The 24,588-nt window shown below is 66.5% G+C and carries 21 protein-coding genes and 1 tRNA gene; 11 read left to right on the top strand and 11 right to left on the bottom strand.

Annotated elements, in window-relative coordinates:
• Nucleotides 1-2 precede the first annotated feature (2 nt).
• Complete coding sequence (locus ACX12F_RS16680; protein WP_459365643.1) at nt 3-1,151, bottom strand: FAD-dependent monooxygenase; 1,149 nt, start codon at nt 1,149-1,151, stop codon at nt 3-5.
• A gap of 70 nt (nt 1,152-1,221) precedes the next feature.
• Between ACX12F_RS16680 and ACX12F_RS16675 the strand changes: the two genes are divergently transcribed.
• Both ACX12F_RS16675 and polA read left to right on the top strand, forming a co-directional pair.
• Complete coding sequence (locus ACX12F_RS16675) at nt 1,222-2,109, top strand: LysR family transcriptional regulator (protein ID WP_459365642.1); 888 nt, start codon at nt 1,222-1,224, stop codon at nt 2,107-2,109.
• Nucleotides 2,110-2,167: 58 nt separating this feature from the next.
• The gene (gene polA, locus ACX12F_RS16670; RefSeq protein ID WP_459370386.1) at nt 2,168-4,828 is read left to right on the top strand and encodes a DNA polymerase I; all 2,661 of its coding nucleotides are present in this window, start codon (nt 2,168-2,170) and stop codon (nt 4,826-4,828) included.
• On the opposite strand, the gene ACX12F_RS16665 is transcribed toward polA, so the two are convergent.
• A complete protein-coding gene (locus tag ACX12F_RS16665; protein ID WP_459365641.1) occupies nt 4,829-5,461 on the bottom strand; it encodes a LysE family translocator in 633 nt (210 codons plus the stop codon).
• A 66-nt stretch (nt 5,462-5,527) separates the two neighbouring features.
• Nucleotides 5,528-6,625, bottom strand: a complete 1,098-nt coding sequence (locus ACX12F_RS16660) for a PrsW family intramembrane metalloprotease (RefSeq protein ID WP_459370385.1) — start codon at nt 6,623-6,625, stop codon at nt 5,528-5,530.
• A gap of 260 nt (nt 6,626-6,885) precedes the next feature.
• On the opposite strand from ACX12F_RS16660, the gene rpsA reads away from it, so the two are divergent.
• Together rpsA and coaE are read left to right on the top strand one after the other, a co-directional pair.
• A complete protein-coding gene (gene rpsA / locus ACX12F_RS16655; RefSeq protein ID WP_061006315.1) occupies nt 6,886-8,325 on the top strand; it encodes a 30S ribosomal protein S1 in 1,440 nt (479 codons plus the stop codon).
• Nucleotides 8,326-8,415: 90 nt separating this feature from the next.
• On the top strand, nt 8,416-9,630 hold the full coding sequence (gene coaE, locus ACX12F_RS16650) for a dephospho-CoA kinase (protein ID WP_459365640.1): 1,215 nt from the start codon (nt 8,416-8,418) through the stop codon (nt 9,628-9,630).
• Here the strand turns inward: coaE and ACX12F_RS16645 are convergent.
• From ACX12F_RS16645 to ACX12F_RS16635, 3 genes are read right to left on the bottom strand one after another with little or no spacing between them, the layout of a single operon-like run.
• Nucleotides 9,627-10,181, bottom strand: coding sequence for a hypothetical protein (locus ACX12F_RS16645; RefSeq protein ID WP_459365639.1), 555 nt, complete (start codon nt 10,179-10,181; stop codon nt 9,627-9,629). The genes coaE and ACX12F_RS16645 overlap by 4 nt on opposite strands.
• A gap of 11 nt (nt 10,182-10,192) precedes the next feature.
• The gene (locus ACX12F_RS16640) at nt 10,193-10,699 is read right to left on the bottom strand and encodes a ribonuclease FAU-1 family protein (protein WP_459370384.1); all 507 of its coding nucleotides are present in this window, start codon (nt 10,697-10,699) and stop codon (nt 10,193-10,195) included.
• A gap of 56 nt (nt 10,700-10,755) precedes the next feature.
• Nucleotides 10,756-12,150, bottom strand: a complete 1,395-nt coding sequence (locus tag ACX12F_RS16635; RefSeq protein ID WP_138232793.1) for an IS110 family RNA-guided transposase — start codon at nt 12,148-12,150, stop codon at nt 10,756-10,758.
• A gap of 260 nt (nt 12,151-12,410) precedes the next feature.
• Here ACX12F_RS16635 and uvrB point away from each other — a divergent pair, with 260 nt between their 5' ends.
• Together uvrB and ACX12F_RS16625 are read left to right on the top strand one after the other, a co-directional pair.
• Nucleotides 12,411-14,579 carry an excinuclease ABC subunit UvrB gene (uvrB, locus tag ACX12F_RS16630; protein WP_459365638.1) on the top strand — a complete coding sequence of 723 codons (2,169 nt, stop codon included), beginning with the start codon at nt 12,411-12,413 and terminating at the stop codon, nt 14,577-14,579.
• Nucleotides 14,580-14,633: 54 nt separating this feature from the next.
• Complete coding sequence (locus ACX12F_RS16625) at nt 14,634-16,049, top strand: MFS transporter (RefSeq protein ID WP_459370383.1); 1,416 nt, start codon at nt 14,634-14,636, stop codon at nt 16,047-16,049.
• Here ACX12F_RS16625 and ACX12F_RS16620 read toward each other — a convergent pair.
• Both ACX12F_RS16620 and ACX12F_RS16615 read right to left on the bottom strand, forming a co-directional pair.
• Entirely contained in the window at nt 16,046-17,023 is a 978-nt protein-coding gene (locus tag ACX12F_RS16620; RefSeq protein ID WP_459365637.1) for an acyl-ACP desaturase, read from the bottom strand. The genes ACX12F_RS16625 and ACX12F_RS16620 overlap by 4 nt on opposite strands.
• 68 nt (nt 17,024-17,091) lie before the next feature.
• Nucleotides 17,092-17,823 carry an MgtC/SapB family protein gene (locus ACX12F_RS16615; RefSeq protein ID WP_459365636.1) on the bottom strand — a complete coding sequence of 244 codons (732 nt, stop codon included), beginning with the start codon at nt 17,821-17,823 and terminating at the stop codon, nt 17,092-17,094.
• Nucleotides 17,824-17,910: 87 nt separating this feature from the next.
• On the opposite strand from ACX12F_RS16615, the gene ACX12F_RS16610 reads away from it, so the two are divergent.
• A complete protein-coding gene (locus ACX12F_RS16610) occupies nt 17,911-18,672 on the top strand; it encodes a DUF899 domain-containing protein (protein WP_459365635.1) in 762 nt (253 codons plus the stop codon).
• A 69-nt stretch (nt 18,673-18,741) separates the two neighbouring features.
• Nucleotides 18,742-18,815, top strand: a tRNA-Cys gene (locus ACX12F_RS16605).
• Here the strand turns inward: ACX12F_RS16605 and ACX12F_RS16600 are convergent.
• Together ACX12F_RS16600 and ACX12F_RS16595 are read right to left on the bottom strand one after the other, a co-directional pair.
• Nucleotides 18,804-19,103 (bottom strand): ANTAR domain-containing protein, encoded by a 300-nt coding sequence (locus tag ACX12F_RS16600; protein ID WP_459365634.1) that lies wholly within the window; start codon nt 19,101-19,103, stop codon nt 18,804-18,806. The genes ACX12F_RS16605 and ACX12F_RS16600 overlap by 12 nt on opposite strands.
• A gap of 420 nt (nt 19,104-19,523) precedes the next feature.
• Nucleotides 19,524-21,296, bottom strand: a complete 1,773-nt coding sequence (locus ACX12F_RS16595; protein ID WP_459365633.1) for an HNH endonuclease signature motif containing protein — start codon at nt 21,294-21,296, stop codon at nt 19,524-19,526.
• A 136-nt stretch (nt 21,297-21,432) separates the two neighbouring features.
• Between ACX12F_RS16595 and ACX12F_RS16590 the strand changes: the two genes are divergently transcribed.
• The 3 genes from ACX12F_RS16590 to ACX12F_RS16580 all read left to right on the top strand — a co-directional run bounded on the left by ACX12F_RS16590 (nt 21,433) and on the right by ACX12F_RS16580 (nt 23,841).
• Nucleotides 21,433-22,293: an acyl-CoA thioesterase gene (locus tag ACX12F_RS16590; RefSeq protein ID WP_459365632.1), complete on the top strand. Its 861-nt coding sequence runs from the start codon at nt 21,433-21,435 to the stop codon at nt 22,291-22,293.
• 240 nt (nt 22,294-22,533) lie between these two features.
• Nucleotides 22,534-22,977: a universal stress protein gene (locus ACX12F_RS16585; protein WP_459365631.1), complete on the top strand. Its 444-nt coding sequence runs from the start codon at nt 22,534-22,536 to the stop codon at nt 22,975-22,977.
• Nucleotides 22,978-23,049: 72 nt separating this feature from the next.
• Nucleotides 23,050-23,841 carry a MarP family serine protease gene (locus ACX12F_RS16580; RefSeq protein ID WP_459365630.1) on the top strand — a complete coding sequence of 264 codons (792 nt, stop codon included), beginning with the start codon at nt 23,050-23,052 and terminating at the stop codon, nt 23,839-23,841.
• Between the two features lie 12 nt (nt 23,842-23,853).
• Here ACX12F_RS16580 and ACX12F_RS16575 read toward each other — a convergent pair whose 3' ends face one another.
• Nucleotides 23,854-24,528 (bottom strand): MBL fold metallo-hydrolase, encoded by a 675-nt coding sequence (locus tag ACX12F_RS16575; RefSeq protein WP_459365629.1) that lies wholly within the window; start codon nt 24,526-24,528, stop codon nt 23,854-23,856.
• Between the last annotated feature and the right edge of the window lie 60 nt (nt 24,529-24,588).

The raw sequence follows: 24,588 nt of genomic DNA, 5'->3' as shown, positions 1-24,588 counted from the left end.
GGTCAACCCATTCTTGACCGGGTGCTTGTCGCCGTCTCGTTCCGGTACCGGGCGGTGACCCGGGCCAGCTGCTCCGGGGTCCGGGACGCCCCGGCGACGTGCATCTCGCGGTTGGCGGCGATGACGTCCGCGGTCTCGGCGCGCCGGGCTGTCTCGTAGGTGCGAAGACCGGAGAAGCCGTGGGCCGCGAGTTCGTCGGCGAGTACGCGGGCATCCACGATCGATTGCGACGCGCCGTTGGCCCCGACGGGGTACATCGGGTGGGCGGCGTCGCCGAGCAGCGTCACCAGTCCGTCGCCCCAATGCGGCAACGGGTCCTTGTCGACCATGGGGTAGCTGAACAGCGCCGGGCTCCGGCCGATCAGCGTGTCCATGTCGAGCCAGTCGAGGTCCCAGTCGGCCACGTGCGGCAAGACGTCGTCGGGCGCCGCGGGCGCGTTCCATTTGGCGTCGCCCTGCAGCGGGCCGGGCTGCCCGCTGGGGACCTGGAGCACCCAGTTGACCCGAGCGCCGCCGATGGGATAGGTGATCAGGTCAACTCCGTTGTCGGCCTTGATGATTGCCATGGTGCGCCCGTCCAGGAACGGCTTGATCTCACTCGCCCCGCGGTACATCGTGATGCCCGACGACAGCAACGGGTCATGGTCAGGATGCAACTCGGCACGCACGATCGAATTGATGCCGTCGGCGCCGATCAGCGCGGCACCGGTAACCGGGCCTGCGGCGGTACCGACGGTGACACCGTCGGCGCTCTGCTGGAAGCCGGTAGCCCCACTGGCGGTGCGGACAGCGTCGGCGCCCAGGCGTTTCCGTGCGGCGTCGAGCAACATCATCTGTAGCCGTCCGCGGTGCACCGACAGTTGCGGATAGGCGTCGCCCGCGTCCAGACCCCGAGGTTCGGTGAACAGCAGCTCGCCGCGATGGGTATAGAAGCGAATCGCTGACGGTGCCACCGCCATGGCGTTCAGCTCGTCACCGAGGCCGAGCTCGGTGAGTTCGCGCACGGCGTGCGGCAACAGGTTGATGCCGACACCCAAGGGCTGCAAGTCGTGCGCACGCTCGAGAACGAGGGCGTCGTATCCGCGGGCGTGCAGCGTCAGTGCGGTGGTGAGGCCGCCGATACCGCCGCCGGCGATGAGTAGCTGTGTCATGAGTCCAGCCTCGGCGCGACGGAACTATAAGTCCAATACCGATGAAGTCCACAAACTATAATTAATGCTTATGGAACTACGGCAGCTCGAGTACTTCGTCGCGGTTGCCGAGGAAGCCAATTTCACCCGTGCCGCCGAGCGCATCCACGTCGCACAGCCCGCGGTCAGTGCACAGATCGCCCGGCTGGAGCGTGAGCTGGGGGAGCCGTTGTTCGATCGCGGCCGACGCGAGATTCGGTTGACCGCGGCCGGGCACGCAGTGCTGCCGCACGCTCGCGCCGCCCTGGCCGCCGTTGTCGATGCGTGCACCGCGGTGGCCGAATTGAGCGATTTGGTGCGCGGGTCGGTGACCATCGGCACGGTCACCGCGCACGACGTCGACATGCCGGGTCTGCTGGCGCAGTTCCACGAGGCGCACCCACACGTCGACATCACTCTCGGCACCGCGAACTCGGACGAACTGATCGAGGGCATACGCACAGGACGGTTGGATGCCGCCATCGTGTCCGTCGGCACCGAGCTGCCGTCGGGTCTCGTTGGTGTGGTGGTCACCGACCAGCCGATCGTCGTTGCGGTCGGCCGCGACGATCGGTGGTCCGGCCGGCGCAAGACCCGATTGGAGGAGTTGGCCGACCGTCCCGTCATCGCGCTGCCGGCCGGCACCGGCATTCGGTACCAGTTCGACCGGGCATGCGCCGACCTCGGTGTCGACGTGCACGTCGCGTTCGAGGCCAGCACGCCGCACGCGCTGGCCGACCTCGCCGCGCGCGGTTTGGGGGTCGCCGTGTTGCCGCAGTCGTTGGTCGCCTCACGCACCGATCTGCACCTCGTCACGCTGATCCCGGCGCTGCGCGGACGGCTGGTGTTCGCCTGGCGGTCCGGCGGGCCGGTGAGTCCGGCGGCACGCGAGCTGGCGAACATGGCGCGGCGGTTACTGGCTGTCGGTGGGGCTGAATAGAGTTAGGGCCGTGAGCCCCACCGCAACGGATGCCCCGCCTACCACCAAGCCCACATTGATGCTGCTGGACGGCAACTCACTGGCGTTCCGAGCGTTCTACGCGCTGCCCGCCGAGAACTTCAAGACCCGGGGTGGACTCACCACCAATGCGGTGTACGGGTTCACCGCCATGCTGATCAACTTGCTGCGCGACGAGAAGCCGTCGCACGTCGCCGCCGCATTCGACGTGTCCCGCCAGACCTTCCGCAAGGAGAAGTACCCGGAGTACAAAGAGGGCCGTGCCGCCACGCCCGACGAGTTCCGCGGCCAGATCGACATCACCAAAGAGGTGCTGGGGGCGCTCGGCATCACGGTCTTGGCCGAGGACGGTTTCGAGGCCGACGACCTGATCGCGACGCTGGCCACCCAGGCCGAGGCGGAGGACTTCCGGGTCCTGGTGGTCACCGGCGACCGCGACTCGTTGCAGCTGGTGACCGACGACGTGACGGTGCTGTACCCCAAGAAAGGCGTCAGCGACCTACACCGCTTCACCCCCGATGCGGTCGTCGAGAAGTACGGCCTCACCCCCGCGCAGTACCCGGATTTCGCCGCCCTGCGTGGTGACCCGAGCGACAACCTGCCCGGCATCCCCGGTGTGGGCGAGAAGACCGCGTCCAAGTGGATCAACCAGTACGGCTCGCTGCAGGGGCTGGTGGATCATGTCGACGAGGTCAAGGGGAAGGTCGGCGACTCGCTGCGGGCCAACCTCTCCAGCGTCATCCTCAATCGTGAGCTGACCGACCTGGTCAAGAACGTGCCGCTGGCGCATACCCCGGATGCGCTGCGAGTGCAGCCCTGGGACCGCGACCGCATCCATCAACTGTTCGACGACCTGGAGTTCCGGGTCCTCCGGGACCGGCTGTTCGACACGTTGTCGCCGGTCGAGCCCGAGGTCGAGCTCGGCTTCGACGTCCGCGGCGGTCTGCTGGAGCCGGGCACCCTCGCGGCCTGGCTCGCCGAGCACAGCAATGGCAGCCGCTTCGGTATGGCCGTTGCCGGCACTCACAAGGCATTCGATGCCGATGCCACCGCGGTGGCCATCGTGTCGGCCAGCGGTGAAGGCGTCTACATCGACACCGCCCGGCTGGATGCCGAAGATGAAGCGGCGCTGGCGTCCTGGCTCGCTGATCCCGGCCCGCCCAAGGCGCTGCACGAGGCCAAGCTCGCATGGCACGACTTGCTGGGCCGTGGCTGGAATCTCTCCGGCGTCACCTCCGACACCGCGCTGGCCGCCTACCTGGTCCGTCCCGGGCAGCGCAGCTTCGCGCTCGACGACCTGTCGGTGCGCTTCCTTGGCCGCGAACTGCGCGCGGAAAGTGCGGAGCAGCAACAGCTTTCGCTGCTCGACGATCCTGATGAGGTCGATGACGCGGCGATTCAGGCCCTGATAGTGCGGGCCGCGGCCGTCGGCGATCTGGCCGACGCGCTGGACGTCCAACTCGCGGGGATCGACTCGCTGGCGCTGCTCGGCCAGATGGAACTGCCGGTGCAGCGGGCGCTCGCCGAGATGGAGAACGCGGGCATCGCCGTCGACATCGAACTGCTCGGCCGGCTGCAGAGCCAGTTCGCCGACCAGATCCGGGACGCGGCAGAGGCGGCCTACGCGGCCATTGGTGAGCAGATCAATCTGGGTTCGCCCAAGCAGCTGCAGGTGGTGCTGTTCGACAAGCTCGAGATGCCGAAGACCAAGCGCACCAAGACCGGCTACACGACGGATGCCGATGCGCTGCAATCGCTTCTGGACAAGACGGGGCATCCATTCCTGCAGCATCTGCTGGCGCACCGAGATGCCACCCGGCTCAAGGTCACGGTCGACGGTCTCCTGAACGCCGTGGCATCCGACGGGCGGATTCACACCACCTTCAACCAGACCATCGCGGCCACCGGGCGGCTGTCGTCGACCGAGCCGAATCTGCAGAACATCCCGATCCGCACTGAGGCGGGCCGGCTGATCCGCGAGGCGTTCGTGGTGGGCAAGGGCTTCACCGAGCTCATGACGGCCGACTACAGCCAGATCGAGATGCGCATCATGGCGCACCTGTCGGGAGACGCCGGGCTGATCGAAGCGTTCAACACCGGCGAGGACCTGCACTCCTTCGTCGCGTCGCGGGCGTTCGGCGTGCCGATCGAAGAGGTGACCGCCGAACTGCGCCGCCGGGTCAAGGCCATGTCCTATGGCTTGGCCTATGGGCTGTCGGCGTACGGCCTGGCCTCGCAGCTGAAGATCTCGACCGAAGAAGCCAAGCAGCAGATGGACCAATACTTCGATCGGTTCGGTGGGGTGCGCGACTACCTGCACTCGGTCGTCGAACAGGCCCGCAAGGACGGGTACACCTCGACGGTGCTCGGGCGGCGGCGTTATCTGCCGGAACTCGACAGCAGTAACCGCAATGTCCGGGAGGCCGCGGAGCGGGCCGCGCTCAACGCGCCCATCCAGGGCAGCGCCGCCGACATCATCAAGGTCGCGATGATCAACGTCGACCGCGCCATGAAGGACGCCGGGCTGAAGTCACGCATCCTGCTCCAGGTGCACGACGAATTGCTGTTCGAGGTCGCCGAAGGCGAGCGGGATGCTCTCGAGAAGCTGGTCCGCGAACAAATGGGCAGTGCCTACCCGCTGGACGTGCCGCTTGAGGTGTCGGTGGGCTACGGCCCCAGTTGGGATGCTGCCGCGCACTGACTAGGCGTCGGCCGCCAGGCCGAGACCGAGCGCAACGAGGATCGCTCCCATGGTGCGCTCGATGCGCTGACGGATGTGGTTGCGGCTCAAGATGTTTCGCGCCTTGTCCGCAGCCAGAACCACGCCGACGCACCACGACGTATCGATGACGAGCTGGATGCCGGCGAGCACCAGGAGCGTCGGCAGCACCGGGCCGCTACCCGGCAGGAACTGGGGGAGCACCACGATCCCGAAGGCCGCGGCCTTCGGGTTGGCGGCGATGGACACCAGTGCCGCACGGAACGCCGCGGCTGGGGTCCGTCCCCGCGGCGGCAGGGCGACGGCCATGTCGGTGGGGTGCTTCGCGCTGCGCCATGCACTGATGCCGAGCCAGATCATGATCGCGGCCCCGACGATGTGCAGCGCCAGCGACAGCCAGTGGTTGGCCGTCAGCAGGATCGACAGCCCGCCGCCGCCGGCCAGCGTCCACCCGCAGATGCCGATCTCATTGCCGACGACGGCCGCCAGGCCGGCCTTGCGCCCATCGCGCACCGCACGGTGCAGGAATAGCGCCGTCGCGGGACCGGGCAGCGCCGCCAGGATCACCGACGCGACCAGAAACGCCGGCAGGACGTCGAGAAGGTGCGCGAGCATGCAAGAAGTATCGCTGACCCGCGCAAGCGATATCACCCGTCGCTTCGCTCGCCCCGTTTGGTTAAGTCACGCCGCCCGGTAGTTGGTCAGCCACTGCAGCACCGGCGCTTGTGCCCGGGTGGCGGTGAGCCAGTACGCCTCCTCGGCATGCAGCTGATAGGTCCGCTGGTCGGCCAGTCCCCGGTCGATGCGGTCCCGGACGAATGCCAACTCGACGACCTGCACGGCGAATTCCTTCACCGATTTCCCGGCCGGGGCGCCGCCGATCCGCGTTGCCGTCGCAATCGCCGCCTTCCGGGTGCGCATGGAGCCGAGCCACGTCGCCTCGTTGGGGGTGATGAGGCCGGAGGCGACGAGCCCCGGCAGCTTCTCGGCGACCACCCTCTGTTCGCGGCGGCGGCCCAGCACGCCGGTGACGATGGCGAGGGTGAAGATGGGCACCATCCAGAATAGGTAGACGGCGAAGTACGCCCCGGCGCCGACGACGGTCGAGCCGTTCCACAACATGTGCATGACCACCGCGGCGAGGTAGCCGAGTCCGATGTACAGCACCTTGGCCGCGGCGCCGCGGTGCTGCAGCGCGAGGAACACGCCGATGCCGGTCATGCTGGTGAACAGCGGATGTGCGAAGGGGCCCATGACCAGTCGCAGCGCGGCGGTCAGCAGGGAGTGCGCGATGGTCTCGCCCATCGCGATGTAGAAGATGTTCTCCAGCCACGCGAAGCCCGCGGCCACGAAACCGGCGTAGACCAGGCAGTCCGTCAACGAGTTCAGTTCGTTTCGGCGCCGGCCGGTCATCATCAGCAGCAGGAACAGGCCCTTGGCGGCTTCTTCGATTACGGGAGGGCCGACCGCCATCGCGGCGAAGCCGTCCTTGCCGAGCAGCGGCGTCGACATGGTTTCCAGGACCACCGAGATGACGACGCTGATCGAGGCGCCCCAGATGAACGCGAAGATCAGCAGCCGCGCTGGCTCGGGCTCCCAGCGGTCGAACCACAGGTAGGTCAGCAGCACCACCGCGGTGGCGATGCTGGCCAGCACGAACCCGATGGTCATGCCGATCGGGTTGGTGAGGGTGGTCAGGATCAGGACGCAGCCGATCAGGACACCCAGCCCGATGATCACGCCCAGCGGCGCACCGACCTTGCGGATTCGCCGCGGCATCGGCGCCAGGTACGGGTACGGCGGCGGTACGGGCGACGGGGCGGGATACACGTCACGCAGGATATCGGCCCGGAACGACATTCCCCTGCAGTGGAGTAGACCGCGTTTGGCCTGCGTCTACGGGTCTAGTACCCTCAACAAGTACCTGTGTCCACATGGGCTATGGGTGCGCGTGAGACGTCAGGCGGCAACGCCGCGACGCGTCACGGAAAACAACCAATTTGTCCCTACGATTTAACCTGTCCGGAGCATCCCACCACATGCCAAGTCCCTCCATCACCTCGCCGCAAGTAGCCATCAACGACATTGGCTCGGCAGAGGATTTTCTCGCCGCTATCGACAAGACCATCAAGTACTTCAACGATGGCGACATCGTCGAAGGGACCATCGTCAAGGTGGACCGCGATGAGGTCCTGCTCGACATCGGCTACAAGACCGAAGGTGTCATTCCTTCTCGCGAACTTTCCATCAAGCACGACGTCGACCCCAACGAGGTCGTTTCCGTGGGCGATGAGGTCGAAGCCCTCGTTCTCACCAAGGAGGACAAGGAAGGCCGCCTGATCCTTTCCAAGAAGCGGGCTCAGTACGAGCGCGCCTGGGGCACCATCGAGGAGCTCAAGGAGAAGGACGAGGCCGTCAAGGGCACCGTCATCGAGGTCGTCAAGGGCGGCCTGATCCTCGACATCGGCCTGCGCGGCTTCCTGCCCGCATCGCTCGTCGAGATGCGTCGTGTCCGCGATCTGCAGCCGTACATCGGCAAGGAGATCGAGGCCAAGATCATCGAGCTCGACAAGAACCGCAACAACGTGGTCCTGTCGCGTCGTGCCTGGCTCGAGCAGACCCAGTCCGAGGTCCGCAGCGAGTTCCTCAACCAGCTCACCAAGGGCGCCATCCGCAAGGGTGTCGTTTCGTCGATCGTCAACTTCGGTGCGTTCGTCGACCTGGGCGGCGTGGACGGCCTGGTGCACGTCTCGGAGCTGTCCTGGAAGCACATCGATCACCCGTCCGAGGTGGTTCAGGTGGGCGACGAGGTCACCGTCGAGGTGCTGGACGTCGACATGGACCGCGAGCGGGTTTCGCTGTCGCTCAAGGCAACTCAGGAAGACCCGTGGCGCCACTTCGCCCGCACCCACGCGATCGGTCAGATCGTTCCGGGCAAGGTCACCAAGCTGGTTCCGTTCGGTGCGTTCGTCCGCGTCGAAGAGGGCATCGAGGGCCTGGTGCACATCTCGGAGCTGTCCGAGCGTCACGTCGAGGTCCCGGACCAGGTGGTCCAGGTCGGCGACGACGCGATGGTCAAGGTCATCGACATCGACCTGGAGCGTCGCCGCATCTCGCTGAGCCTCAAGCAGGCCAACGAGGACTACACCGAAGAGTTCGACCCGTCGAAGTACGGCATGGCCGACAGCTACGACGAGCAGGGCAACTACATCTTCCCCGAGGGCTTCGACGCCGACAGCAACGAATGGCTGGAAGGCTTCGAGAAGCAGCGTGACGAGTGGGAGGCCCGGTACGCCGAGGCCGAGCGTCGCCACAAGATGCACACCGCTCAGATGGAGAAGTTCGCCGCGGCCGACGCCGAGGCAGCTGCCCGTCCGGCGACCAGCGGTTCCTCGCGTTCCGAGGAGTCGACCGGTGGCACCCTGGCCAGCGACGCCCAGTTGGCGGCGCTGCGCGAGAAGCTCGCCGGCAACGCCTGAGTAGGTCGTCCTAGCAGGACAAAAGACAAATGCCCCGGCCCATTGGGTCGGGGCATTTGTTGTCGGTGGGCTCCCGATAGGGTGTCCTGCGTGCTTCGTATCGGACTGAGCGGCGGCATCGGCGCCGGAAAATCCACTGTGTCATCGACCTTCGCCGCGGAAGGCGGCATCATCGTCGACGGCGACGTGATCGCCCGCGAGGTGGTCGAGCCGGGCACCGAGGGGCTGGCCGCCCTGGTGGAGGCGTTCGGCGAGGACATCCTGCTGCCCGACGGTTCGCTCGACCGTCCCGCGCTGGCTGCGGTCGCGTTCAGCGACGAGGAGAAGCGCAAGACCCTCAACGGCATCGTGCACCCGCTGGTCGGCAAACGCCGCGCCGAGCTCATCGACGCCGCGCCGGTGGGTTCGGTTGTGGTGGAGGACATTCCGCTGCTGGTCGAGTCGCAGATGGCGCCGCTGTTCCCGTTGGTCGTCATGGTGCACGCCGACGAGGACGTGCGCGTCGCGCGGCTGATCAATTACCGCGGCTTCTCGGAGGAGGACGCCCGTGCCCGGATCGCGGCGCAGGCGACCATCGAAGAGCGTCAGGCCGTTGCGGACGTCTGGCTGGACAACCACGGTAGTGCCGACGAACTGGCGGCCAAGGCTAGCGAGCTGTGGGAGCAGCGGATCCTGCCATTCGCGCGCAACGTACAGGCCGGCGTACCGGCCACCGTCGTGCCGGCGGTGGTGTCCTACGACGAGACGTGGCATCAGCAGGCCCGCCGCATCGTGGCCCGGCTGGGCACCACATGCGGGCACCGGGCGGTGCGGGTCGACCACATCGGGTCGACGGCAGTGCCCGACATGGACGCCAAGGATGTCATCGACATCCAGATCACCGTGGCGTCGCTCGAGGTGGCCGACGAACTCGCCGGCCTGTTGCTGACCGCCGGCTACCCGCGGATCGCGGACATCACCGAAGACGTCGCGAAGGATCCTGCGCGCAGCACCGTTGCCGAGTTCGACCAGTCCGGCGACAAGGCACTGTGGCAGAAGCGTTTTCACGCCTCAGCCGATCCGGGCCGGCCCACCAACGTGCACATCCGCGTCGACGGCTGGCCCGGCCAGCAGTTCGCTTTGCTCTTCCCGGCCTGGATCGCTGCCAACCCCGACGAGCGGGTGGAGTATCTGACCCTCAAACGCGATGCGATGGCTGCCGCGCCGGCCACCAGTGCTCAGTACGCCGACGCCAAGGAGCCCTGGCTCGTCGGTGCGTACCGACGCGCCTGGGCCTGGGCCGACGAAACCGGTTGGCGCCCTTAGTGCGCTGCCGGGGTGCCTGGCGGTTCGGCGCTGTACTGCTGGCTTGGGTCGAAGTCGGTCACCGAACCGCAGCTGAGCACCCCGTACCCGGGGTCTTGGCGCTGCGGCGTCAGCCGCGGGGCGACGAACTGGTCGGCCTGGGCGACCATCTCGTCGTCGACGAGAATCTCGCAGTGCAGGCTCGCTGAGTACGGCCACTGGATCGACACCTGCATGCCGGCGTTCGCCGCGTTGTTGAGGACGGCCGAGGCTTCGAACATCTCGCCGGGCAGCAAGCTCGGCGTCGCCGAGTTGAGCTGGGTGTCGGTGAGCCGGTACGTGACGAGCGTGCCGCGTGACACCCCGTCGACCCGGGCGCGGTAGGTGACGTTGTGTGGACCCGCGCTCGGCGGCGCGGTGTCTGCGGCCGGGACGGCCGGCGGTGCCGGCGGTGCGGGCGGTGCCGGGTCGGCCACCGCCGTCGCGGCGAGCAGTAGGGAGGTGCTCGTGGCCACTGCGGCGGCGCACGCCAGCGATGCCGCGGCCACGCGTCCGCGCCTGATCGGTGTCATGGTCGTTGACATTACCTGTCTCGCCAGGTCAGTGACATACCGAGACTGGCTAGCCAATCTCCCAGCTGGTATTTGTTCTGGGCCAGGCCGTCGATCGCGGTGGTCGCCGTAGCGATCGCGCGTTCGCCGTCGGCGGTGCTCAGTAGGTGGTGACGTACCGCGTCCAGTAGCTCGTCGACGTCCTCCAGTTCGACGCCTACGCCCGACCGCACGACAAGGTCCAGGTAGTGGTCCTCCGACGTCCATACCCGTTCGCCCGCGGTGAACCGGCCGACATCGAGGTAGAAGTCCTGCTCGCGTTCATGTCCCGGATTGAAATGGAAGATGCTGGCGCGTAGTCCGATGGTGGGCAGCAGCCATGACTCGAGGTAGCGGAACTGCGGACGGCCAGGTGTGGGGCGTGCCATGTAGAGGCCCCACGGCTCGACTCGGTACAGATCGACGGCCCGCACGATGCCCTTGGGGTCGGTATTCGTGCGGTCGGCCAGGTTGAACGTCTCGTGCTTGGGTGCGTGGATGGCGTCAGCGTACGCGCCCGACGCGCAGCCGGCAGCGCCTGAGTTCCTAACGGATGTCAAGCGATGTGTTGGCTCGTAGGGTGATTGGTGGCGGGCCTGGATGTTGGAGCGCTTGGCGACTCCTGTGACTCCTGGCCCGCCCCTTGGTTGCGGCGGTCGCGCATACGTTGGTGCCGGATGTTGTCTCGGCGGCGCGGCTCAATCTGGTAGCGCTCTTTAACGAGCACGCGGCCCTGAGCTTCGGTGATCGGGGTGCCGTCGATATCGCGCAGGGCGTAGGGCTGGCCGGTGCGCATGCACGTGGTGATCCTGGTGACCAGCAGGGTGGCCAGGTGGCATATCGCGGAGTCGTGGTGGCGGTCGCCGGCCATCAGTCGCTGGTATTTCGCCGCGATTTGCGGGTCGATCTTGCGGGCTTGATCGGCTGCGGTGCAGAGCATTTCGCGCAGCAGCGGGTCGCCGGCCTTGGTGATCGAGGATTCGACCTTGCTCACCCCGGACTGGCTGACCTTGGGGACCAGTCCGGTATAGGCGCGGACCGCCGCTAGTGAGGTGAATCGGTGCGGATCACCGATCCGCCCAGCGATCACGGCGCTGATGACCGGTCCGACGCCGGGAGCAGAGGCAACGATGCCATCGGGGTCGGCCTCGGCGTAAAGGTTCGCGACTCGTTCGTCGATCTGCTTGATTTGCCGAGTTAAAAACAGCGCCTGTTCGGCTTCATGTGCGATGTCTTCGGACAATTCCGCGAAGTTCATCCCGTCCGAACCCCACAGCACGAGGGTTTCCTTGGCCGCGGCGATAAGGCCGGCGGCGTGGTCGCTGCGCCACGCGCCACGGGACCGGGCGATCAAGAACCTGCTCAGACGTCCGCGACCCAGCCGGAGCACCGCATGCGGATCGGCGTAACGGGCCAGGAACTCCAACGCCGCGATGCCGTAATTCGAACCGAGCACCGCATACCAATCCGGCCCGAGGAGCTCGACGAGTGCATCGAGTCGGGCGTAGACGGCGACTCGGCGTTTGACCATGGTGGAGCGCTGTTTGACCAAGCGCCGCAACGGGTCTGCTGGTCCCTGGCCGGAATACTCACGCAGGCCTTCGGGATGTAAAAGTGGCAGCCGGGCCAGCAACTCGGAGTCGATCCGATCGTTCTTGGTGTGCTTGGAGTAGTACTTGCGCAGATCCGCTGATTGGGTGGTGGGAACCATCACCACTCGGGCCCCGCGGCGGCGGAACCACTCCGCCACCACGATCCACGCGTTGCGGGTCGGCTCAACCACGACCGTCAGATCACCCGGATCAGCGAGGTTCAGGTCATCCCACAACCGTTCCAGCTCCGCCGGTCGGGTTGAGAACTTGCGGCCACGCCACACCGTGATTCCGTCGCGGGCCAGCGTCCCTTGGTGCGCCGCCCGCACTGCCACGTCGATACCCAACGTCAATGCCATCGTCGTTTTGCTCCTGTCAGCCCGATCCTGTCTTCCCAGGTGACTGACCACCGCGGCCACGGCCCAGACATTCTCTAAGCAGGAGTCCCACCCTCAGGCTGGCTCCAAGTTCCCGAACAAGGACACCGCTCGACCAGGCACCGAGCCCGCGGGCGGCCACTCAGACGTCAGGGATCACCGGGTGTCCCGGTCGGTGCCTCGACCTGCCCACGGACTCACTCAAAGGCTAAATGTCGGTGCCCGCCTCTACCCTGGTACCCATGGCCTTCGCGACCGAACACCCCGTCCTCGCGCACTCGGAATACCGGCCGGTTGACGCCATGGTGCGGGCCGGCGGCAAGTTCGAAGTGGTCAGTCAGTACGAGCCGGCGGGTGACCAGCCGGCGGCCATCGACGAACTCGAGCGCCGCATCACGGCGGGGGAGCGTGACGTGGTGCTGCTCGGCGCCACCGGTACCGGTAAGTCGGCGACCACCGCGTGGCTCATCGAGCGGCTACAGCGCCCCACGCTGGTGATGGCGCCCAACAAGACCCTGGCCGCGCAGCTGGCCAACGAGCTGCGGGAGATGTTGCCGCACAACGCTGTTGAGTACTTCGTCTCGTATTACGACTACTACCAGCCCGAGGCGTACATCGCCCAGACGGACACCTACATCGAGAAGGACAGCTCGATCAACGACGATGTCGAGCGGCTGCGGCACTCGGCGACGTCCAGCCTGCTGTCGCGTCGCGATGTCGTCGTGGTGGCGTCGGTGTCGTGCATCTACGGCCTCGGTACCCCGCAGTCGTACATGGACCGGTCCGTCGAGCTGAAGGTCGGCGACGACGTGCCACGAGACGGATTGTTGCGCCTGCTCGTTGATATCCAATACAACCGCAACGACGTGGCTTTCACCCGCGGCTCGTTCCGGGTGCGCGGCGACACCGTCGAGATCATCCCGTCCTACGAGGAATTGGCGGTCCGCATCGAATTCTTCGGTGACGAGGTCGAGGCGCTGTACTACCTGCACCCGCTGACCGGTGACGTGGTGCGCAAGGTCGACTCGCTGCGGATCTTCCCGGCCACCCACTACGTGGCCGGCCCGGAACGCATGGCCATGGCGATCTCGACCATCGAGCAGGAGCTGGAAGAGCGGCTGGCGCAGCTGGAAGGTCAGGGCAAGCTGCTGGAGGCACAACGGCTGCGGATGCGCACCAACTACGACGTCGAGATGATGAAGCAGGTCGGATTCTGCTCGGGCATCGAGAACTACTCGCGCCACATCGACGGCCGCGCCGCCGGCTCGGCCCCCGCCACGCTGCTGGACTATTTCCCCGAGGACTTCCTGCTCGTCATCGACGAGTCACATGTCACGGTGCCGCAGATCGGCGCCATGTACGAGGGCGACATGTCCCGCAAGCGCAACCTGGTCGACTTCGGCTTCCGGTTGCCGTCAGCCGTCGACAACCGGCCGCTGACCTGGGAGGAGTTCGCCGATCGCATCGGTCAGACGGTGTATCTGTCGGCGACGCCCGGGTCGTATGAGATGGCCCAATCCGGCGGCGAGTTCGTCGAGCAGGTCATCCGGCCGACGGGCCTGGTCGACCCCGAGATCGTCGTCAAACCGACCAAGGGCCAGATCGACGATCTCATCGGGGAAATCCGCAAGCGCACCGAACGTGACGAGCGCGTGCTGGTGACCACCCTGACTAAGAAGATGGCCGAGGACCTCACCGATTACCTCCTCGAGACCGGTATCCGGGTGCGGTACCTGCACTCCGAGGTGGACACCTTGCGCCGCGTAGAGCTGCTGCGGCAGCTGCGGTTGGGCGACTACGACGTCCTGGTCGGCATCAACTTGCTGCGCGAGGGCCTGGACCTGCCCGAGGTGTCGCTGGTCGCGATCCTGGACGCCGACAAGGAAGGCTTCCTCCGGTCCACGCGAAGCCTCATCCAGACCATCGGCCGCGCCGCGCGCAACGTGTCCGGTGAGGTGCACATGTACGCCGACAAGATCACCGACTCCATGCAGGCGGCCATCGAGGAGACCGAGCGCCGCCGCGCCAAGCAGGTTGCCTACAACGAGGAGAACGGCATCGATCCGCAGCCGTTGCGGAAGAAGATCGCCGACATCCTCGACCAGGTGTATCGCGAGGCCGCGGATACGGAAGCCACCGAGTCGGTTCCGGTTGGCGGTTCGGGCCGCAACGCCTCGCGGGGTCGCCGGGCTCAGGGTGAGCCCGGCCGGGCGGTCAGCGCCGGCATCGTGGAAGGCCGTGACACCGCCAACATGCCGCGCGCCGAGCTGGCGGACCTGATCAAGGACCTGACCGCGCAGATGATGAACGCGGCGCGGGATCTGCAGTTCGAGCTTGCGGCCCGCATCCGTGATGAGGTGGCTGACCTGAAGAAGGAACTGCGCGGGATGGATGCGGCCGGGCTGAAATGACCGCTCCTTGACCTCAACCGTGGTTGAGACCCTAGCGTCGCGGAAGTGACCGAGATGCGCGCTGAAACCGTGACCGTCGGCAGCTGGCGGGAACTGCTCGGTCCCAAGTATTTGGGCGCGTCGACGGTGTTGGCCGGTGGCGTTGCGCTGTACGCGACCAATGAATTCCTGACCATCAGCCTGCTGCCCAGCGCCGTCAACGACATCGGCGGCGGACGGCTCTATGCGTGGGTCACCACGGTGTACCTGGTTGCCTCGGTGATGGCGGCGACGACGGTCAGCGCCATGGTGGCCCGCTTCGGTCCGCGGTTGGCGTATCTGCTGGGGTTCTCTGTCTTCGCGCTCGGCAGCGTCGTATGTGCCCTGGCGCCGAACATGGAACTGATGCTCGCCGGGCGCGTGGTGCAGGGTGCCGCGGGCGGCACGCTGGCGGGCCTGGGCTATGCGGTGATCAATACGGCTCTGCCGCAATCGCTTTGGCCCAAGGCGTCAGCCCTGGTCTCGGCGATGTGGGGCGTCGGGACCTTGCTCGGCCCGTCGTCCGGGGGCCTGTTCGCGCAATTGGGCGTGTGGCGCTGGGCATTCGGCGCGCTGGCAATCCTCACCGTGGCGGTGATGATCCTGGTGCCGCTGAGCCTGCCGGGCCGGTCCGCCGACCACGAACGTGAACCGTTACGGATTCCGCTGTGGTCATTGGCGATTCTCGGATCCGCGGCGATGGCCACCAGCGTGGCGGGCATCCAGCGCAGCGTGCCGCTCATGGTGGTGCTGTTGGCCGCGGGCGTGGCGCTGGTCGGCTTGTTCATCGTGGTGGATCGGCGGATGCCGGTGAGCGTGTTGCCGAAGACTGCCTACGAGCCGGGGCCGTTCAAGTGGATCTATGTGACCTTGGGTGTGTTGATGGCGGTCACGATGGCCAACATGTATGTGCCGCTGTACGGGCAGCGCCTGGCGGGCCTGGTCCCGTTGTCCGCAGGCTTCCTCGCCGTTGCGCTCAGTTTCGGCTGGACGGTCAGCGAGATCGCCAGCGCCTCGGTCACCTCGCCCGCCCGGGTGGTGCGCATCGTGGCGGTGGCGCCGCTGGTGATGGCGATCGGGTGGGGTGCGGCGGCAGCCAGCCAGGTCGACGGCGCCTCAGCGACTGCCGTGGCCGTCTGGGCGGCCTCGCTATTGGTGACCGGTGTCGGCGTCGGCATGGCATGGCCGCACTTATCAGTGTGGGCGATGGGCCGGGTCGATGATCCCGCGCAGGGCACCGTTGCCGCGGCCGCGATCAGCACCGTGCAGCTGATCTGCGGAGCTTTCGGCGCCGGGCTGGCCGGCATCGTCGTCAACACCGTGGATCGGCCCGACGCGGTCGGCGCCAGTTGGTTGTTCGCGGTCTTCGCCGGGCTAGCCGCGCTGGGTTGTGTGGCGTCGTACCGGGCCAGCCGGGGGAGCCGGCAGCCCGCCGATGCCACCGCGGGCTAGTCGACCACGGTGGGTTGACGCTCTTCCCGTCGCACGGCTTCCCGTGCCAGCAGCCGGTCGCGTTGTTCCTCGAACCTGCTGGCTTGCTTCTCCATCGTCTCCAGATAGGCGGCCAGTTCCTCTCGGCGCTTTTCGCCGCGGGCGGTGAAATCGGTTCGATCGAAGATCTTCCACTGGCGCAGCGGCGGTAGGACGACTTCCTCCAGGTGCTGGCGCAGATCGTAAATGCCGTGCTTGGCCATCAAGACGCCATAGCGGCGGAAGTTCGGCATGCCGGTGCCAGGCATCCGGAACTTTTCGATCACCGAGGCAATCGAATGCAGGGTCTGGTCCGGCGCCAGATCGAGTGCGGCTGCACTCATCTGGCGGTAGAAGATCATGTGTAGGTTCTCATCGGCCGCCACCCGTTGCAGCAGACGGTCGGCCACCGGGTCGTGGCACACCTTGCCGGTGTTGCGATGACTGACCCGGGTGGCCAATTCCTGGAACGTCGGATACACGATGGCCATCAGCACCCCGGCGCCGATGGCGTCCTCCTCTTCGGCGGTCGGTTCAAACCCGTTGGTTACGTGCTCCATTCGGGCCTGCTCCAGCGCCACCGGGTCCACCCCGCGGTTCACCACCAGATAGTCGCGCAGGGCGATGCCGTGCCGGTTCTCTTCTGCGGTCCAGCGGTTGACCCACGTGCCCCACGCGCTGTCGAGCGACAAATGGGTCATGGCCTCGCGGTGGTAGGACGGGAGGTTGTCCTCGGTAAGCAGGTTGGTGATCATCGCTGCCTTGGCGAGTTCACTCAGCTGAGACTGTTCTGGGTCCCAGTCCTGGCCGCCTGTCGCCACGAAATTCTTCCCGTTGCCCCAGGGCACATAGTCATGCGGATACCAGTGAACGGATCTCGACAGATGCTGGCTGAGCGCGTCGGCGGCTGCTGGCTCCAGCTCAGCTAGATATTCAGCATCTGTCAGGTCGCGCATTGTCCGTCCCATCCCGTGTTTTGGGGAACGTACAGGAACGGGAACTGACGACTGCGTCACACCACCCGTCAGTCGGGATCTTCGACGAGTTGTCTGACCCCGGTGACACCCTCTACCTGGGCCAGCACAGACGCCGCCCGCATGACCCCGGAGCCGCCGAGCGTCAGCTGGACACCGACGTGACCGGGCGGTGCTTCGAGAGGTTCGCCCGGCGGGTCAGTCTCGAGGTCGGTGATCTGCCAGTCACGTCGACCGCACGCCTGCAACACATCCCGTAGCACACCACGGTCATCGGCGTAGGTGATGTGGAGCCGGATGGTCGCACCCAGGCGCGACGCCAGCCGTCGGGCCAGCGGCATGAACCCGACGATGATCAGCAGATGCATCGCGGTCATCACCGACGCGAGCAGTAGCAGGCCGGCGCCGGCGGCCATGCCTATCGCTGCTGACTCCCACACCGAGGCCGCGGTGGTCAGCCCGTGCACTGAGCCGCGGCGCACGATGATGATGCCCGCACCGAGAAAGCCGATGCCGGAGACGATCTGGGCCGCGACACGCGACGGGTCGACGATTACCAGCCCAGGAGTCAGCACGTCCCCGAAACCGTACTTGCTGACCAGCATGATCAGCGCGGCAGCAGTGCCGACGATGGTCTGCGTGCGCAGACCGGCACTCTTGCCCTGGATTTCGCGTTCCAGTCCGATGAGCGCGGTGAGGCCGAACGCGACCGCCAGTTCGATGATCTGTCGCGAGCCCTGCCCGGGTCCACCGAAAAAGGCGGGATCTGCCAGCCATTCCATGAAGGACAAACTAACGCGCTCCGATGAGTTTTGGCGGCAGTCGAAGTCCGTCTTTCAGAAGGCCGATTTCCGACGAGGGGTGATGTCATGACTGCGCAACCAGCCGCCTATCCCGACGCCGTTTCGCGGGAGGAGTGGGTCCGGGCTCGCACGAAGCTCCTGGCCCGGGAACGCGAGGCCACGCACCTACGTGACGCGGTCAACGCCGAGCGTCGCCGGCTGCCGATGGTGAAGGTCGAGCAGGACTACGTGTTCGACGGCGCCGACGGCGCAGTCAGCTTGCTCGACATGTTCGAGGGTCGCAGGCAGCTCTACATCCACCACTTCATGTGGCTCGATGCGGTCGATGCAGGCTGCCGGAGCTGCACCGCCGCGGCGGATCTGACATTCACCGAGGCGGATCGAAAGCTGTTGCACGGCAAGGGGGTCACATTCGCATGCGTGTCCCGGGCGCCGTACGAGAGCATCGCCCGATACCGAGACCGGCACGGCTGGACGTTTCCGTGGTACTCGTCGCGCGACGGGGACTTCACCTACGACTTCCATGTGACGCTCGACCCGGTACGGGCACCCATCGAATACAACTACAAGTCGCTCGGCGAGCTGCACGCCGACGGCTGGACCGACGACGACCTACGCGGAGACTGGCCCGGCGCAAGCGTTTTCCTGCGCCGCGGCGACGAGGTGTTCCATACGTACTCGGCGTATGCGCGCGGACTCGACCATTCCGCGGTCGGTTACCCCTTCCTCGATCTGACCCCTTACGGCCGTCAGGAGCCGTGGGAAGACTCGCCGGCCGGCTGGCCGCAGGGCGGCGCGGTGGTGGGACGGCCGGTAGGTGACTGCTGAGAGGGGTAGCAATCACCGCGATCACAACTCTGGGCGGACGGAGGCTCGACTGGCACTGTGGTGATCAGTGCGGGTGTGGCTGAGTGGCTAGGCACCGGCCTGCAAAGCCGTTCACACGGGTTCGAATCCCGTCACTCGCTCCAATGCTGGAAGCTCGGCAGGTGCCACCACCTGCCGAGCTTCCAGATCAGCGTTGTTCTGGTGAAGGCCGCACCCACCGGAACGCGGAACCGTTCCATGAGGATGCCCTTGGCTTGGCCGATGATGTCCCGCGAAGCCACCGCGCTTTGGAGTTCGTCGCCGCGGCGAGTGTTGGCGAGACCGATTGCGGTGTGAGCGACCAGCGTCACGCAGCCATGAGTGACTTTGGGCAGCAGCTGGGGGGCAGTTTCAGTCACCTCGAGCAGCAGCCGGTCAGAATCGAGGTCCATGACCTGTTGGCTCTGTAAGGTGCGCGCCAACCGCGATAATTCGAATGAAATTCCGCGTGCGACTTCAGCTTCGGCTCCCACGGCACGACCTCCAGTCCTGGGCCGATTCAGCATCACATCATCTGCGCTCGACAAGGTCCTGATGTGGAGTGTAGCGATCAGCAACAGGGGTACGCTCCCGCTAGCGACGGGAGACGGCATGGTTGCCTGTCTTCCTCCGCGCGCGAGGTGGTCAGCGGTGGCAACTTCGGTGTTGAGAAGCCAGCATGGAGCCGCTGATCCCCATTTCGATCCCAGGTGTCGGCTTGGCGGAAGACGTGCACCATCCGTCTTTGGTTGGCCCGCTTGCCAAGCGTGAGCCGGTGTCAACATGCGTGAATACCCTGAAAGTCACGCCTTTTCAGGGTATTCACGCGTCACTCAGAGCGGTGGTGGGATGTCGTTTTCAGTGGGCGGGTATTGCTCGCCGGATGCGGTTGCTTCCTCTGCCCGACGGCCGGTTTCGCGTGCGGCTTGGAGGGCTTCGTGTCGTCGGGCGCAGGCTTCTTGGGCCGCCGCTAACTGCTGGAGGTCGGCTTCGTTGAGGGCGCGTTCGTAGGCGATCTGCTGCGCCGAGTTCTGGGCGCGGGTGCGGCGCCGCATCGGCATCATGACACCGCGCCCCGGCGCCGGTGGGGTATCCAGATCAGTGCCGTCCGGCGGCGGCGGATCCGGGAGCGGGGTGTCGGTGACCTTGTCGGGGAACAGGATTCGACTTCCAGGCACGCTGATATACGTGTGGCCAGTAGGTGCAGTCCACACAATCGTCCCGTCAGCGAGTTGACGGTCACGCCAGCCCTCGGGCCCACCGTAGAAGGTCTTGAGTAAGTGGTGTTTGCGGCATTTAGGGCTCAAGTTGCCCGGATGGGTCGGCCCACCCGGCCACGGCACCGTGTGGTCGAGGTCGCAGGCGGTGGCCGGCTGATCGCAGCCCGGGAACATGCACGTCATCGCCCGCATCCGCACGAACTCATCAATCGCGGCCGACGGCCGGTACCGCGACACCCCCGCCAGATCGGTGGCTGAAGCCACCGTGCGGACCTTGGCCCCGCGGGCCACCAGATCGGCCAACACGGCCGGCGGCACCACACCGCCGCCGACCACATAGCCGACCGGGGTGCGCACCGGAGCGGGGACCCGCACAGGCGCCGGCTCAGCCGCGGGAGCAGGACTGTGGGCGAGCGTGGCGGCTGGCACTGGCGCGGGCGACGCGTCGAGCGCTGCCCCGTTCACCAGCTCGGGTGCGCGCTCGGATTCGGGCGTGAAGACCGGCTCAGGCACGGGCGGGGTCAGGGGTGCAGCCGGGTCCCCGCTGAGCAGCCGATCAGCCACCGGCGCGGGCAGCGCATCGGTGAGGACGTGAATCACCACAGCGGTGGCGCGGGCGTCGGGCCCAGCGGCCGGGCAGTCCGGGATGCCGCATAGGCAGGCCAACCGGTCCCCACGCACCGAAAGCACCCCGACCGCATCCGCGCGGCGCTGCGCGAACGTGCGCGGATCGTTGTCACACACCTGCCGAGCGAGGGCAGTCAAGGCCCGATCGAACAGCTCGGCGTCGGTGGCCAGCAGCGCACCCCAGATCGACGCCACCCCGGTCTCATCATCAGGCTTGCCGACCCCAACCCCACGCGAGCGGGCCACCGACCGCACCTTCAGCACCGCAGCCGGGTCGAACTTGTGCACCCAACCGTCGATCTTCTTCTCAATCTTCTTGCGAGACAACCCCGCCCACTCACACAACGCCCCCGCCAGCGCAGCATCGATCACCGCCAACGTGTTGGGATCCTCCACCAGCCGGGTACGCCAACAGATCATGCCGACCGTGCGCGCCGAGACACCGCCATCGGCGAACACCGCCGCCACCCTCGGCAACCGGTCTCGCAATGCGACCGCGACAGACAGTTGCCCGGAGGCTTCCTTGCGCCCGATTCCCAGCGCGGCCCCGACTTCAGCGACCGCGGCATCCCAACCATCACACGCCCACCACTGCCGATCACCCTGATCATCAACCCGCAACGCCACCAGATCAGCGATCGCCGCGAAACGACCCGAGGCCGATACCGCCTCCACCCGCGCGAAATGGATGATCGCGTCAACCACGGAGGCATCGTGGACCAGCGCACCGCCGGCCCCGATCCCCACGCGTTCGAACATATGTGCTAGTTTACGGGTGGATCTGCCGCACCGCAACAGAATTCGACCAGGTTGTGGCGAATCCACGGGAGGCAAGCTCGCTCGCCGAGGCGATCGGCACCACCGATCAAACGGGTGCATAAACGCCTCAGGCAAGATGCCTCAGGTGACGTACAGTTCGCCGACCCTGTCTGATCTCGTCAGCACGCTGCTGGTGGATCAGACCGATGACCACCATTTCGTGGCTACCCAGCTCGACAACCCCAGCCACCACATCGCCGGCGGCCACCTCGCCGGTCAGGTGCTGGTGGCGGCGAGCCGGACCGCGCCGGGACGCAGCGCACACAGCCTGCACGTCTACTACCTGCGCGCTGGTGACGCCCGGCATCCGGTCGAGGTCCAGGTCGACGCTGCGCGCGACGGTGGCACGCTCGCCACCCGCCGCATCACCGCCCGTCAGGACGGCGAGGTTCTGTTGGAGGCGCTGGCGTCTTTCAGCACCCCGGTCGATGCGCTCGATTACCAAGACGTCATTCCCGATGTGCCCGAACCGCTTTCGGTCCCGACCATGGCGGAGCAGCTCGCCGGCTATGCCGAGGAGTCCGGCGGCTTCTGGGTCCGTGACCAACCGTTCGAACTGCGGTACATCGACCCGCACCCGCGGCTGGCCAAGGACGCACCGGACCCGGCGCCGCATCTGCGGATGTGGTGGCGCCCGGCCGATGCGATCCCGGACGACCCGGCACTGCACGCTGGACTGCTCACGTATCTGACCGGCACCACCATGCTGGAGGCGGCGATGATCCCGCGCGGTGCGCTGCCGGCCCATACCTTTTCGGCGCTGATCGACCATGCACTGTGGTTTCACCGGCCGGTAGATCTGAGCGATTGGGTGCTGTCCGATCAGACCTCGCCGAGCGGTATCGGTGGACGTGGCCTTGCGAGCGGGACGATGTACAACCGCGCCGGGCAGTTGGTGTGCGTCGCCACACAGGAGCTGTATTTCGGTCGTGGCTAACGATCTCGGGCCTGAAGCGGTCCCCCTCACTGGGCGAAACACCCGACCGTTTCGTCACCATTAGCAAGCCCATTGCAGCGCCTGCCGCTAACATCGGTGCCGGTAAAACACATTTTTGACGGTGTCCCCGGCGAACTCGTGTGGTGAAACCGCACCACCGGCCGCACTTCAGCGGCTACTGTCTGCGGTGACGCCGGCAGGTACGCCGGATGCACAAACCTGGATAACGGGAGGCCATTGATGAGCGGCTACCAGACCGTGGTCGTCGGTACGGACGGATCGGATTCGTCACTGCGTGCTGTGGAGCGCGCTGCCCAGATCGCCGCGGGGGCCAATGCGAAGTTGGTCGTGGCAACCGCCTACTTCCCGCACGCCGATGATCAGCGTGCGGCCGACGTCCTGAAGGACGAGGGCTACAAGGTGCACGGCGATGCGCCGATCTACGCGATCCTGCGTGAAGCCCGCGACCGTGCCGAGGCAGCCGGGGCCACCCAGGTGGAGGAGAAGGCCATCGTCGGTGCTCCCGTCGACGCGCTCGTCGACCTGGCGGAGAGCACCAATGCCGACCTGCTGGTCGTCGGTAACGTCGGTCTGAGCACCATCGCCGGCCGCCTGCTGGGCTCTGTCCCGGCGAACGTGGCCCGGCGCGCCAAGATCGACGTGCTGATCGTCCACACCTCGTAAGTTCGGACTTCCCTGAGGCCCCGGCGTACTGCCGGGGCTTCGGTGTTTTTCGTGCCCGTAAAGTTTCCAGGCATGGCCCGAAGAAGTCTCGTCCTGACGTCGTGGACGGCGTTGTCGCTGACCGTCGCAACACTGGTCGCCGGCTGTGGTGCGAACGATCGCACTGCCGCACCGGTGACGACCTCCGCGCAATCGTCCGAGACAGCTTCGACGATTCCGGCGGTAGCCCCGCCGGACCCGAATGTGGCACAGCACCCCGCGGTGCTCGCGGCGCAGGCGGGCGTGGTGCGGGTCCACGGAGTCGCTCATAGCTGCCGAAAGTTGTTGGAGGGCACCGGGTTTGTGGTGGGGCCCAAGCGCGTCATGACGACGGCGCATGGCGTAGCGGGAACCGACGCCGTCTCGGTCGAGGTGGGCGGCACCAAATACGACGGCCAGGTGGTGTCGTTCGATCCGAACATGGACATCTCGATCCTCGCGGTGCCGGACCTGCCGACGGCTCCGTTGATGTTCTCGGAGGCGCCTGCAGTCAGCGGTGCCGACGCGGCCGCACTGGGCTTCCCGCATGGGGGTCCATATGAAGCCAAACCGGTCCGGGTCCGTGAGGTCATCAAGCTCCAGGGGCCGGACATCTTTCGCGCCGGCACGGTGACCCGTGAGGTGTATGCCCTCAGAGGTGCTGTGCAGCAAGGGAATTCAGGCGGCCCGGTGATCGATCTGGACGGCCGCGTGCGCGGTGTGATCTTCGGGGCGGCGCAGGACGATCCCGACACGAGTTTCGCGTTGACCGCGAAGGAAGTCGGACCCCAATTGGCGCTGGTCGGCAACACCCAGCCCGTCCCGACGGGTCAGTGCGTGGGCTGACCGCGCCAGCGGCTACCAGCCGCGCGCCCGCCACTCCTCGAGGTGCGGCCGCTCGGTGCCGAGCGTGGTGTCGTCGCCGTGTCCGGGGTAGATGACCGTCGAATCGGGGTAGACGTCGAAGACCTTGCGTGTGACGTCGCCGAGCAGCCGCTCGAAGTCGCCCTCTTGCCAGGTCTTGCCCACCCCACCCGGAAACAGGCAGTCGCCGGTGAACAGGTGGGTGACCTCACCGTCGGCGCCGCGCAGCGCCAGCGCCACCGAGCCCTCGGTGTGCCCCTGCAGGTGGATGACATCAAAGGTCAGCTCACCGATGGTGATGGTGTCGCCGTCGGCCAGGATCCGGTCGGGTTTGACCGGTAGCGGCTCGGCGTCCAGGGCGTGCGCGGCGGTGGGTGCGCCTGTGGCTTCTGCCACTTCGGCCAGGGCCTGCCAGTGGTCGAAATGCTGGTGGCTGGTGACGATGAGTTCGACGTTCGGTGCCTGTGACCTGATCAGCTCGACGAGCGCCGGTCCGTCGTTCGCGGCGTCGATGAGCAGCGTCTTTCCGGTCGCGGAACAGGTGATGAGGTACACGTTGTTGTCCATCGGCCCGACCGATGCCTTGACGATCGTCGCGGCGGGCAGCGTGCGACGTGCCGCGGTGCCCGCATCGACATGGCCGGTGTACGTGTCATTGACGACGGTCATGACGCCACCGTATCCGGACTTGTCGGTGGGGACACATAGCATGGCGCTGTGGTGTCTGGA

This window comes from Mycolicibacterium sp. HS_4_1 (assembly GCF_054515875.1).
This window is presented reverse-complemented; position numbering and strand designations above follow the sequence as displayed.